This window comes from Blastococcus atacamensis (assembly GCF_002938425.1).
GTDB lineage: Bacteria > Actinomycetota > Actinomycetes > Mycobacteriales > Geodermatophilaceae > Blastococcus > Blastococcus atacamensis.
The window spans coordinates 11,800-24,186 of the sequence record NZ_POQU01000026.1 but is presented as its reverse complement, the minus strand read 5'-3'; the positions used below and the strand labels follow the sequence as shown (position 1 = coordinate 24,186).

Annotated in this window: 11 protein-coding genes; 4 read left to right on the top strand and 7 right to left on the bottom strand. The window is 67.9% G+C overall.

All coding sequences use genetic code 11. From position 1 onward, the window contains the following. Nucleotides 1-179: 179 nt before the first annotated feature. From C5508_RS08600 to C5508_RS08590, 3 genes are all read left to right on the top strand, one after another. Nucleotides 180-524: a nucleotide pyrophosphohydrolase gene (locus tag C5508_RS08600; protein WP_232797010.1), complete on the top strand. Its 345-nt coding sequence runs from the start codon at nt 180-182 to the stop codon at nt 522-524. 137 nt (nt 525-661) lie between these two features. After that, on the top strand, nt 662-1,495 hold the full coding sequence (locus tag C5508_RS08595) for an HNH endonuclease (protein ID WP_157944037.1): 834 nt from the start codon (nt 662-664) through the stop codon (nt 1,493-1,495). Nucleotides 1,496-1,636: 141 nt separating this feature from the next. Beyond that, nucleotides 1,637-2,353: an enoyl-CoA hydratase/isomerase family protein gene (locus C5508_RS08590; protein WP_232797009.1), complete on the top strand. Its 717-nt coding sequence runs from the start codon at nt 1,637-1,639 to the stop codon at nt 2,351-2,353. A gap of 671 nt (nt 2,354-3,024) precedes the next feature. On the opposite strand, the gene C5508_RS19510 is transcribed toward C5508_RS08590, so the two are convergent. After that, on the bottom strand, nt 3,025-3,333 hold the full coding sequence (locus tag C5508_RS19510; protein ID WP_157944036.1) for a hypothetical protein: 309 nt from the start codon (nt 3,331-3,333) through the stop codon (nt 3,025-3,027). A gap of 30 nt (nt 3,334-3,363) precedes the next feature. Next, nucleotides 3,364-4,476 (bottom strand): DNA cytosine methyltransferase, encoded by a 1,113-nt coding sequence (locus tag C5508_RS08585; RefSeq protein WP_104524530.1) that lies wholly within the window; start codon nt 4,474-4,476, stop codon nt 3,364-3,366. Between the two features lie 252 nt (nt 4,477-4,728). Here C5508_RS08585 and C5508_RS08580 point away from each other — a divergent pair, with 252 nt between their 5' ends. Further along, nucleotides 4,729-5,100: a very short patch repair endonuclease gene (locus C5508_RS08580; RefSeq protein ID WP_104524529.1), complete on the top strand. Its 372-nt coding sequence runs from the start codon at nt 4,729-4,731 to the stop codon at nt 5,098-5,100. On the opposite strand, the gene C5508_RS08575 is transcribed toward C5508_RS08580, so the two are convergent. Genes C5508_RS08575 through C5508_RS08555 form a run of 5 tightly spaced genes read right to left on the bottom strand, consistent with a single transcriptional unit; the run spans nt 5,097 to nt 12,298 of the window. Next, the gene (locus C5508_RS08575; RefSeq protein WP_104524528.1) at nt 5,097-5,900 is read right to left on the bottom strand and encodes a DUF6339 family protein; all 804 of its coding nucleotides are present in this window, start codon (nt 5,898-5,900) and stop codon (nt 5,097-5,099) included. The genes C5508_RS08580 and C5508_RS08575 overlap by 4 nt on opposite strands. Further along, nucleotides 5,897-6,790 (bottom strand): hypothetical protein, encoded by an 894-nt coding sequence (locus C5508_RS08570; RefSeq protein ID WP_104524527.1) that lies wholly within the window; start codon nt 6,788-6,790, stop codon nt 5,897-5,899. The genes C5508_RS08575 and C5508_RS08570 overlap by 4 nt, the downstream gene beginning before the upstream one ends. Further along, nucleotides 6,787-8,688, bottom strand: a complete 1,902-nt coding sequence (locus tag C5508_RS08565) for a hypothetical protein (RefSeq protein ID WP_104524526.1) — start codon at nt 8,686-8,688, stop codon at nt 6,787-6,789. The genes C5508_RS08570 and C5508_RS08565 overlap by 4 nt, the downstream gene beginning before the upstream one ends. Then, on the bottom strand, nt 8,685-9,677 hold the full coding sequence (locus tag C5508_RS08560) for a PD-(D/E)XK motif protein (RefSeq protein ID WP_157944035.1): 993 nt from the start codon (nt 9,675-9,677) through the stop codon (nt 8,685-8,687). Before C5508_RS08560 ends, C5508_RS08565 begins: the two co-directional genes overlap by 4 nt. Further along, nucleotides 9,674-12,298: a Z1 domain-containing protein gene (locus C5508_RS08555; protein WP_198597970.1), complete on the bottom strand. Its 2,625-nt coding sequence runs from the start codon at nt 12,296-12,298 to the stop codon at nt 9,674-9,676. The genes C5508_RS08560 and C5508_RS08555 overlap by 4 nt, the downstream gene beginning before the upstream one ends. Between the last annotated feature and the right edge of the window lie 89 nt (nt 12,299-12,387).

Here is a 12,387-nt window from a genome sequence, read left to right as displayed (position 1 = left end):
GGCTCGCGCGAAATCGGCGAGACCTCTGGCAGAGGTGCGAAGCAGTGGCACGAACCTGTCCCCGGGCAGCACGAATCAACGTGCGGGAGGGGCATGTCCAAGGTTCGGAAGCCAGTCGTTCCGCTTTCCGGTCACCCTAGCCGGGGCGGCCTTGTTTCCCCGGCACCGATACTCAGCCGGTGACCGACCTGGCCGACCTGACGGCGCGCATGCGGACCTTCACCGAGGAGCGGGACTGGGGACGTTTCCACGACCTGAAGTCGCTCACCTTGGCACTGACCGGCGAAGTGGGCGAGGTGGCCGAACTCGTGCAGTGGCTGCCGGCTTCGGCCACTGAAGGCGACGTGGATGCCCGGCTGCGCGAGCGGCTGGGGGACGAGTTGGCCGACGTCCTGCTGTACCTCGTGCGGCTGGCGGACGTCGCCGGGGTCGACCTCGGTGCCGAGGCGACGAAGAAGCTCACGACGAACGAGTCGCGCTTTCCCGTCGCTGGCCATCGGGGTGTCGCACCTGATCGGCGCTGACCGTTCCGCAGTATGGCTGGGCCGCCGTTCGGCGGTAGCGAACCGCGGCCCAACAGGCTTCCGGCCAGGACATGCCTTCACCCCGGTGATCACGGGTGAGGTCATGACTGTTGACGGGCTGGATCGGCGCTATCGCCGTGGGTACGGACTCGAACTGGGACATCGCCAAGGCGAACTCGCTGTGGGGCACGCCGTCCGGTAGTGGCGCCCGAGTGCGGCGCGGCGATGACCTCTTCCTCTGGAAGAGCGGCGAAGGTTGGCTGGCGCACTGCCGGGCGACGACCGATGCGTGGGCGCCGCGCGGTGTCAATGAGGTCCCGTGGCCGGAGCCGCAGCGGTACCGCTACCTGTTCGGCATCGACGTACTGACCGAGCCGGCGGTGCCGATCGCCATGGCCGGCGCGGAAGCCACGGCTCTGGCGGGGCTGCAGGCGACCATTCGGCTCGGCCAGTTCCCAGCTCTGGACGAGGCATCGACGGCGGCCGTCGCTGCCGTGTTCGGTCCACCGGCCAGCACGGTGGAGCAAGCGCTCGCCGACCTGCTCCGCGCCGCGGGCATCGACGTACCGCCGACGGTCGACGAGCGTGACTACGCCCAGCGGCTGATCGCCGTGCGACGCGGCCAGCAGGCGTTCCGCCAGGGTCTGCTGCGAGCGTTCGACCGGACGTGCTGCATCTCCGGCTCCCGGGTGGAGGCGACCCTGGAGGCGGCGCACATCCGCCCGTACCGGGGGACCGGGTCGCATGCGGCGGGGAACGGGCTGCTGCTGCGGGCGGACCTGCACACTCTGTTCGACCTCCGGCTGGTCACTGTGCTGCCGTACGGGACGGTGCGCGTGGCGCCGGATCTCCAAGGTAGTGAGTACGAGGAGTTCGACGAGAGGCACATCCGACAGCCTGTGGACGCGGGGCATGTGCCGCGCCGCGAGGCCCTGGTAGAGCACAACTCGCTCTGCGGGTGGCTGGACTGAGCGTTCGCTCCGTCAGGGTGCCGGTGTGGCAGTCAGCGTCGCGTGGTCTGATGCCTGTCAGGTGCTCGTGATCGGCGGCAGGGTCGGTCCGCTCGGCAGGAAGGTGGGCTCGTGACCGGAACTGGTGAGGTTCTGCTCGAGGTGGACGGCGGCGTCGCGATCGTGACGCTCAACGCGCCGGACCGGCGCAACGCGCTGACTCCGGGGATGGCCGACGAGCTGATCGCCACCTTCGACGAGGTGGACGCCAAGCCGGAGGTCGGCGCGCTCGTGATCCGTGGCGTCGGCAAGTCGTTCTGCGCCGGGGGGGACGTCGCGACGCTGACCTCGGCCGGCAAGGATCCGGCGGCCCCGGACGCCTACGAGGGCATGGGTAAGATTTACGACTCCTTCTACCGGCTGGGCCAGGTGAAGGTGCCGACGGTGGCCGCGGTGCGCGGCTCGGCCGTGGGCGCTGGCATGAACATGCTGCTGGCGGCCGACCTGCGGATCGTGGCGAAGGACGTCCGGCTGCTGGCCGGCTTTCTCAAGCGCGGGATGCACCCCGGCGGCGGCCACTTCGTCATCCTGTCGCGGCTGATCGGCCGGGAGGCGGCGGCGGCGATGGCGCTGTTCGGCGAGGAGATCAACGGCGACAAGGCCGTCGAGCTCGGCCTGGCGTGGGAAGCGCTGGACGAGGCGGCGGTCGAGGACCGGGCGATCGAGCTGGCGACGCGGGTGGCGGCGGATCCCGAGCTGGCACGCGTCACCATCGGCAACTTCCGCAAGGAAGTCGTCAACGGCGCAATCCCGTGGGACGTCGCCATGCAGTCTGAGCGCCCAGCCCAGATGTGGTCGATGCGCCGCTCGGCGGGGTGAGCTGGCGATGAAGCATTAGCCCGCCGCGCGCGTGCGTGAGCATACGAGCACCAGACGTCTCGACCGTCTTCTTGGCGTCCCGATAGAAGGTTGAGTCGAGGTCGGGGCTCACGACCGAGGGGATCGCCGCCCACGCGGGCCTGCCGCTCACCGGGCTCTGTCCGTGGGAGCCCGGTGCCGAACAGTTCAGCCTCGGGGCGCTCATCGGGGATTATCGCGGCATGCGGCCACGAATCGCGGCCGCACCTCGACGAACGCGACCGGCACGACGAGGTGCTCTTGGCTTGCACGACCGAGGGCGAGCGAGCAGTCGTCGCCGCCGAGGAGCGCGAGCGGATCGAGCGGCTTCAACCCGAGGCCGAGGCCGGCCAGATTTTGGGGATCCGAGCGACCCGCAGCCCTGAGCCCTTACCGCCCCGGCCGAGCGACCCTGCTCCATGTCCTTGATCCGTGACTGCATTGATGTGGCGACGGCGGACAGGGGCGGCGGCACCAATCCCGGAGTTGGCAGTGACGTCGGAGTGGGCGACGCGCGGAGCGGCACCTCAATCCGTGTTAGGCGGGCTCCCCTGATCCGAGGGCGTTCCGCAGACTACGACTTAAGCCCCGGCCTGTGCACTCGCGAGCGGGTAGCCCGGCGGTGGCTCGGGCGACTGCGCGTCGTCGTCAGCTCAGGGTTGCCCAGTGCCGTCTACCTGCGACAGCCGCCAACGAGCCGCTGCGCGGTGAGGTTCGTCGAAGAGGTCGGCCCAGCGCTCGTCGAGCACGGCAGCCTCAACCGTGAGGTCTCGCCTGCCAATCCGAACAAGGCGCTCGAAACCTGTCTGTACATCGCCGCTGGTCAGCAGACGACGGGCGGCAGCGACTGCACCGCCTGGGCCATGCATCATGCTCATCCAGGCCGTCGGGGTGTAGCCGAGCCGCTGGCTTTCGACGACGGCATCTTCACATGCCCGTTGGAACGCCTCTGCGAGTGTCACCGAGCAATTGTGCCCCGCGCGGAAGGAAGATCAGCGCCCCAGTGCAGTTGCGATGTGCTCGGCCAGGCCACGCGCCAGCTCGACCGGCACGGCGTTGCCGATCTGGCGGGCGATGTCCTGCTTGTTGCCACACCACTGGAACTCGTCGGGGAACCCCTGGAGCCGGGCGGCTTCATGGTGCGTAATCGCGCGAGGTTGCTCGGGATGAAGATAACGGCCCTTTTCAGGCTTGAAGAACTCGGTCCGAATAGTCACTGAGGGGCGGTCCCAGTGCATGCGCCCCATCACGTCGAACGACCCGGAGTTGTGACGAAGCCAGCACTTGGCCTTCAGGTCGTCGGGCAGGTCGCGGCGGTCGCCCCCCTCCGGGATGTGCTCGAACCGGTCCAGGGACAACTTCTGGTAGTTCCGGGTCAGATGCAGGTCGGGGGACTTGAAGACGCCAGGCAGTAGACGTCCGAACGCCTCGGTCGTCATGAACGGAAGCCGCTGATCTTCTGGGTCGACGACCTCAGCCAGACCTTCGAGGGCCTGGCGCACCGTCCTCCACTCCTCTTTGGGAACTGAGCCAGTAGGTACGGCGATCGTAGGCAGGTCCCGGCGGGTGCCGACGACGATGAAGCGTCGGCGGAGCTGCGCCGCACCGAACTCCGTGGCCCGCACGATGCGCGCGTCAATCCGATAGTCCTTGAGCCATCCACCGGGCTCGGTCTCCTGGCGGAGCATCTGGAACTGGTCGCTGGCACCGAAACGGTCGACGTTCTCGATCAGAAATGCCCGGGGGCGGACCTTGACCAACGTCTCCATGTAGTGACGCCACAACTCATTGCGAGGGTCATCTGGACTGCGCTTGCCCAGGGTGGAGAAGCCCTGGCAGGGAGGCCCGCCAACGACGACGTCAGCATCAGGGAGGTCTCCGGTGACCCAGTCCTCGATCTTGCCCCAATGGACGTGGTCTTCGCCGAAGTTGGCGGCGTACGTGGCAGCAGCAGCTAGGTCGTGCTCGACCGCAGCAACGGACCTGTAGTGCCCGGTCTCCGTAAAGCCTTGGGTGAGGCCACCGCAGCCGGCGAACAGGTCGATCACTCGCAAGGGCGCTGCCGCGGGAGCGACGAGATGAGGGTCCAGGTCCACTTCACCCATCGAGCGAGCACCCACCGTTCGTGCCGGCGCATGCCCGAGGCGGCATGCGCATCCTTCCCCACGACACTATCGAGCGCGGTCTGGCCCCGACGTTAAGCGCGCCTGCCGACAGTTTCGTCCCTTCAGTGGACTGCTGGTGAGTCTGAGAAGAACGAGGCGCCCGCGGCGACCGCCCACCACATCGGAGCTGTGAGGGAGGCTGACTGGGTGTCGGCCCGCCCTCCTGCCTCTTCTCCCGAGGTGGCGGCTCGGATGAGCCGTGCCCGTCGGCGGGACACCGCACCGGAAGTCGCGATCCGGCGCGAGGCGCACCGTCGAGGTCTGCGGTATCGGGTCGATGCTGCGATCACCGGGCTGCCCCGTAGGAGGGCGGACATGGTGTTCACTCGACGCCGCGTGGCGGTGTTCGTGGATGGGTGCTTCTGGCACTCCTGCCCGACCCACGCGACGACGCCCACGGCCAACCGTGACTGGTGGGTGGAGAAGCTCCAACGCAACCAGCAGCGTGACCGTCAGACTGATGAACGCCTGCACGAACTCGGATGGACGGTTCTCCGGTTTTGGGAACACGAGGATCCAGTCGCAGCGGTCGACGTGATCGAGCGGATGGTCCGCCAGGCTTAGCCCAGCGTCCGGTCGCTCGCGTGGCGTGGCCCGACGTCCTGCACGTAGACGGCGCGCAGTACTGCGGCGGACTCGGTCACCGCTTCCTGGACCTGGCGCCGCAACTCATCGTCGTCCAGGGACTCGAAGTCGACCACCGCCCCCCACCGGGACAAGCGCTTCAGCACGTCGATCAGCAGCGTCCGCTCAGGGACCCGCCCCCGGTCCACCGTCGGCCAGGCGTCTGCAACGGCCCGGACGAGGATGCGGCTACCACCAATCGACCTCCTGCGGGCGTACATCTGGTCGAAGGCCGCCTCGCCGAAGGTCTCCAGAAGGCGGTACCGCTCGTGTTCCTGCGGCAGGGCTAGCAGGTGTGCTCGCCACCAGAGCCTGCCCCAGACGTGCCGAGTGATGTCCGTGCCCAGGACCCGGTCCCCGGGGGGGCGGGGGAAGCGCCAGTACGAGACATCGGGCAGCAGCACGAGCGCGAGGAACGCCCACATCGGCCTGACGGATGCCTCCGCAGCGACCAACCCGCACCGCCGGTGCAACAGCTGCGCCACCTCGACGTCGAAGTCCATCCGGTCCTGGCGTCGGCCCTCGTTCGGGAAGCCGGCTCGCGCAGCGACGGTCAGGATGTCCTCCCGCAGGCGCTGGAGTTCCTCCGCAGTGACACGCCGCCCACCGGTGGCGGCGAACACCGCTGACGGGTGGCGCAGAGCGTGCCCTTCCTGGAGCTTGGCGATCGGAGCGTGCTGGTACTGACTGTGCAGCTCCCGCGCGGCGTCCCCGAGCAGTCGCGGGTAGAGGACGCTCACGATGCCACCAGCAATTGAGACGTCTCCTGGAGGCGACTGCTGAACAGTGCTGGGGCGTTCTGACGCTCCCGGCGCAGAGCCTCCATCGAGAAGGCCGGGAAGGCGTTACGGACGACGCTGACCAGGAGCGCTCCCAGTGAGCCGACGGGGTGATCGACGTCCTCCTGCAGGCCCTCGTCGGTCAGAGCCCGTTCCACCAGCACTCGGAGAACGTCTGCCCGCAAGGTCGAGAGGACCCGCTGGTCCGCCTCCGTGGGAGCGGAGGCCGCCCGGACAGCACGCATCACGACTTCGTGGCGTTCATTGACCAGCAGCAGGATCGACCCGAGGGCTGCGCCGTCCAGGTCCTCGTCGATGTGCAGGTACCAGCCGGCGCCGGTGGGGTAGGGCAGGTCGTGGAAGTCCGCGGTCGCGATGGGGAAGAGCGTGTTCTCGCCCTCGAGGACGACCCGCTGGCGATCCGACCACAGGACGCTGCCGGGCCGGGCCGGAGCCGCCGGTGAGGCCCCCGGTGAGGATGAACGAAGCGTGACGCTCGTGATGAGTTCCAGTGCGCCGCCGAGATCGTCGCCGGGGAGGGCGCACTCGATCGTCACGTCGAACGCATTCTCCACCGGAAGTGCGGATCGCCACGCCCGCCCACGCAGCAGCGAGTTCGTCGCGAACCACTGCACGGTCAGATCGACCGCAGCATCCTCGGTGAGGCCGGCCAGCTCGCGGAGCCGGAGGCCGTCGACGGACACCGGCCGGTGCAGGGACAGCGTCGTGCTGTAGTCCCAGTCGACGAGGGTGTCAGGGAGCGGCTCGGTCCCGTCGGGGGAGAGGCGGGACCAAGGACCTACGGAGACGACGTCGGACGGCGGACGGAGGAAGGGGAAGACCCGGGTCATGCCGCGCCCTCGGTGAGCTCCGTGAGCGGCGTGGCGACGACGCTCATGTCCGTAGCGGTGTCCGGCACGGGGACCACGACGAGCTCGACCTCGGCCGGCCCGTTCACGACGCAGAACTCGTCGGTGACCGTGCCGTGGGCGGTGCGCCACTCACGCACCATTGGTCGGGCCGCGCCGGCCGGTGGCTCGTCCTCGCGCCCCTCCCAGGTCGCGACGGACAGGCGGGCGTCGAGCCGGACGGGGCCAGGGGTCGTCACGGCGTAGCGCGCGACGAGGACGACCGACCCGTTCGCTGCCTCGATGTGCGGCTCCATCAAGGTCGTGACCCGCGCCCGGGTCGCGGGCGATGAGCCGGCGCCGCCGCTTCCGTTGAGGCTGCTGGGCGAATCCTGACCGCTGCCACTCGTGGGTGTTCTCGGGACGCCGGGCCTACCTGATTCCCGTCGACCCGGCTGCTCATCAGTGCTTGCGAATGCAGCGGCGACGAGTCCGCCGAGGTAGTTGCTGACGGCGCCGAGGGCCGTCCGCGACGTGGTCGAGGGCGCGTTCTGTGCCGGGGCGCGGAAGACGGCCAGCTGCTCGCGCAGCCGCATGAAGGTGGCTCTGACGAAGGTGCGCTCGTGCCCCGTCAACTGCTCGGACACCCAGTTGTCGTGCGTGGGCGGCTCGGAGGCGGCATAGACGTCGTCGAGCTGGTCGTCGGCACGGAACACGCCCGCGTAGACGCTGTGCACGGAACTGGTGCTGGGCCCCTCGTGGTAGCGGACCACCAGCTCCGGTGACCGCATCAAGCACACGTGGTGCGGGTCGCCGTCGACGCCCGCGAAGCTGGCGGCAAGAGAGACCGCGCTCGGGGACATCGGAACGACGACCGAGCGTTCCAGGGCAAAGCGCCCCAGCCGCTTTCGCGGATTGCCGCAGTCGAGCGTCGTCGCGCTGTCGGTGGGGAGACGGCGATGAGCGGCGACGAACATCCGCAGTGGGTAGACACGGGAAGGGTCCGGTACGGGGAACGCACGGCCTGCCGCCACCACGACCGGCGCGAGGCGATCGGTACCGCGCTCGGGCAGCATGATCGGCCACAGCTGCCACGCGATCGTCTCGGCCAGGTGCTGCGCGGCCTGTTCCATGTCCTCGAAGTCGTCGAGATCGGGGTCGATGACGACGAGTGTGGTACCCGACTCGCCGTACTCGAACGGGGTCAGTCCGAGCGAGCGCGCGACCTCGTCGGCCCCATCGCCTACGAGGGGCTCCACGTGATCGTCGCGCACGTCACCCCACCAGTGACGACCGGTGAACGGCCTGCTCTCCGTATCCACCCGTCCGCGGTTGTCGAACGACCGCCCCAGGGCTATGCCGATCAGGCGGGAGACGAGGATACCCGTCTCGTCGGCCGTTCGCGTGTACACCAGAATGGTGCCGACGCGGGACAGGCGGTAGAGAACGGCCTTTCCATAGCCGTAGGTGCCGCCCCCCAGCGAGGTGTCGCGCTTCTCGCCGACGTTGAGCACGAACGAGATCCAGTCGCGGCGGCCGTCGGTAAGCTCATCCGCTCGCGTGGGACCGCCCAAGCCCTTCGTGCCTCGATCGACGACCGACAGGAGGCGGAGATTGGGAGTGCTCACGGCCCGGCCGACACCCAGGTGCTCCTGCACGGCCGCCGGCGGAGTGAGCAGCCGCTCCCAGGTGGGCCGGTAGCTGGGAGCCACCGTGGTCAGCTCGAGACGGTAGACCGTCTCGACGCCGGGCAGTCGAGCGTCCCAGGAGTTCTGTGCGGTTTCCCGGACGAACACCGTCAGCGGGTCGACCGGTGGCCGCCCGAGCTGGTTGCGGATCCCCTCCGAGGCGATTGCACCCGTCGGAGGAAAGGGCTGCGACCACCAGCGTGGCGTGATCACATGCGCTCCAGCAGGAACTCGGACGGATCGATATGGATGCGACGAGCGTCGGCCGGCGGGGCGTCCAGATCGACGCTGTACTCGACCGGCCCGACCCCGCCGAGCGCGGCGTCGCCGATTAGTCCCGACGGTGTGATCCGAGGAAACCCCGGGCCGATCTCGTACGTACGTACCTCGATGACGTCGAAGCTCTTCCGCGCGTAGACGTCACGGTCCGATTCGTAGTAGCCGACCTTTTGCAGCCGTTTGCGAAAGCCGGCGGTGTCATCCGTTCTCTGCATGATGTCGTCGACGAGCTCAGGCACCGACGTCCCCTGGTCGCACTGGACCCGCAGCCAGTGCAGGAGCAGCTGCCCAGGCGCCTCGACGTCGAGCTGGTCGGTGCCGTGGATACGGATGGACCGACCCTCCGGCGCCGTCGTCGTCTTCACTTCGACAGCGCGGCCGCCGCGGTGGAAGTCCTGTGCGGACCCGGTCGGCCCCGTCCAGAACGCGGCGGCGCCGGTGTCCTGGAGGAGCATCGACCGGAGAAGGTGCAGCTCTCCGAAGAGGCCGGCCAGAGCCGAAGAGGGGAGGACCTGACGATTGCCCGCCAGGAGCGCGCGCCAGTCCTTGAGCGCATCGCGCAGTGCGGCGACGGCCCGCTCTGGTGTCGCAGCGACCCGCTCCGCCACCTCGACGCACAGTGCGGTGAACAGATCGGCGTGACGTTCGTCGACGAGTTCGAGCGAGGCGTATTGCTGATAACGGTGCTCGTCCTCGAGGGCCCGCTGGCGGAGGATGACGGCGTCGCCGTCGAGGATCTCCTGGAGGCTGTGCCTGGATGCCAAGGGCACCAGTAGGTGACGGTGTCCCTCCGCGTCGACTCCCGCCTGCACGGCTCCCTGGGGTGTGTTGACCCCGATAGGAGCCGTGCGGAAGGCGGAGACGACTGGACGACCGGCCGCAGTGGCCCAGATCAGGTCGAGTTGTGCGCCGTCGAGCGTCACGCGGCCTCGTCGTCCTGGTCCAGGACCGACAGGTCCTCCTCCTCGACCGCGACCCCGGACAGGTCGGCGCTCCAGTACTCGACGTCCGTGTCCGACGTACCCGGCCGCGGCTTCGGGAACACCAGGGCTACGCCAATCACGACGTCGTCCGTCGGAGCGTCTAGTGGCCGGCGGCCGATCTTCTCGGACTTTGACTCGGGCTCAATCGGATAGATAAGAAGCAAGCCCTGATCCGGTCGCTGCTTGGTGCGCAGGTTGAGTATCTGACTCCGACCGCCGATGTCCTTGCCGCTGATGTCGAGATCGATGGTTTCGTCCCGCCGGCTGCTGAGGGTCTTGATGTCCGCGACGCCGTCGAAGGCCGATTCCGACTCCGGGTCCAGCTCTGACTCATGACCGAGCCGGGCACGCTTGACCATCCGCACTTCGATGTCGGCGCCGAGGCTGCATCGACCGGTCGTGGCGCCGGGTAGGGAGTTGCCGACCACGGCAACACTCCATTGCTTGAGCGCGCCCTTACGCGCGCGCTTGCTGATGTAGTCCAAGAGCCGCCCGCGGTGAGCGTCAGACGAACGCTCGTGGAACTCGTAGCTGCGCAGGAAGGCGGCGATGTCGTCGTGGGGCACCTGGGTGAAGAGAGCGGTCTCTGGGCGCGGTGGCTCAGCCCGGACTCCGTGCCGATGGGCGTCGTGGAGCAGCGAGCGGGCGGCAGCGACGTTTCCGGCCAGCCGTGCTTTCCCTTCGGGCGTGACGTCGAAGAAGCGTGACTCGACGAGCGTCCCCCCGTAGGCGGCATGCGAGAGGATGGCGGACTTCATTTTGGCCTTGTTGGTGATGGCCATCTTCGGGTGTGATCGGATGCGGACCGCGAACGTCATCGGGGTCTCCGCCGGGTTGTGCATGTAGCGGTCGATGTCGCGGCGCATGTCGGCCTCGACAGTCGCGAGATGGCTGAACCACTCGGCCAGCTCCTCGGTCATCCAGATGCGCGGCAGATCGCCGTACCCGTCCCGGTAGCCGAACCACCGCCCCATCTGGAGCAGCGTGTCGTAGGCGGACACGGCCCGGACGAAGAGGCTGGACACGAGGCCTTCCAGGGTCAGGCCTCGCGACAAGGTGTTGCCGCCGATCGTGATCGCGGTGACCGGCCCGGCTTCGTAGTTGAGCCGGTCGGTGCTTCGGTAGTTGTCGACGATGATCTTCGTCTCGCGGACGACCTTCGGTAGGTGCTGTAGCAGAACGTCGAATGGGACCTTGTCCTCGGCGAAATCCTCGGCTGGGACAAGGCGGGTCTCGCGCTCCCACGTCGCCCGCAGACGGTTGAGGGTGCGCGCGTCGTCGTTGTCCAGTCGGTCCGCGATCGATGAGCGCAGGTGTAGCAAGGGCTCCTTGAAGGCCTCGTGCACCACGGTCTCGGTGGTCGTGTGGACCAGCATCGTCGAGTGCGGGTTGCCTCCGCCCCGCGCACGTCGAGCGGCAGTCGCCAGCCAGAACCATTCAACCGCTGCTTGCAGCGAGCGCGTGACGGCCGGCTGGAAGGTTGCGGCTTCCTTCTTGCTGCGAGGCTTCAGGTCATCCACCTCGTCGTCGTGGACGACCCGGACCATGTCGTAGCCGCCCGGAAGGTCGGCAGGATCCTCTCCGTCGAGCAGCTCTCGCCCGAACAGCACCTCGGTACCGTGGTAGCCGACCGGCTGAGGGAGGTTGACGATGAAGTCCCGGGGATAGAAATCCTCGTCCACCGATGGGTCGATCAAGAGGTTGGCGAAGGGCGTCGCCGTGTACCCGACGTAACCGACTCTGGGGAACTTGCTCAGGACGTCGAAGAGCAACGGGTTGATCTTGGCGGTGGCAACCGTCGACTGATCGGCCTCATCGTCGATGATCAGTGTGGGGCAGTTCTCGAGGTACTCGCCGGCCTTGGCAAGCCACGTCCGGAGCTTTCGCAGCACGGCGGCGTTCTTCTTGACGACCAGGAGCAGGCACTGGTCCGTCGAGGCGAAGAACGCTTTCGGGTTGGGCGGTGGCCGGAAGTCATGGGTCTCGCTGGTGACCTGGTGCCACTGCCCGGGGTTCGACTCGACAAGATCCTTGACAAGTCGGATCTGTGTCTGGCGGCGAAGAGTGTTGTGGATGCCGGACAGGACGATGAAGAGCTTGTAGCCGCGGTCGGCCGCCTTGGCCATGACGGCGGTGAAGTTCGTGGTCTTGCCCGACTGGACAAAGCCGACGACGAGCCCACGCGTCCGGAAGGCAGCCTGCTTCGGATGGTCGAGCAGCGCGACGACCTTCGTCGAGGACTTGTCGATTGCCTCGATGTTCTCGTCGCCGAATCCCTTGTGACGCAACGACGCGATGAGCGCGGGCCAGTTCCGGTCGTTGTCCATGTCGGGGCCCGTGTACCAGGTCTGTCTGCCGTCGAGATACACCGAGGAGGGCTCGTCGAGATTCCGGATGCGCAGGCTCTCCGCATCGTGACGCTCCCGGACGGCGCGGATGATCGACTCGTCGGCGCCGAACAGCTGGAGGTTCTTCACGGCGTCGTGCGGCGTCATCGACTGTGTGAACTGTTGGAAGACCTTGTAAAGCTGATCGACTTCTTCCGTCGTACCCGTTGTCACCGAGTCCCCTTCGTTGGCTTGCCGTCGAGAGGGTAAGCACACGTGCCGCTGCCCTGAGGCGATGCGGTTGGCGCCGGGGCTGCGGGGGA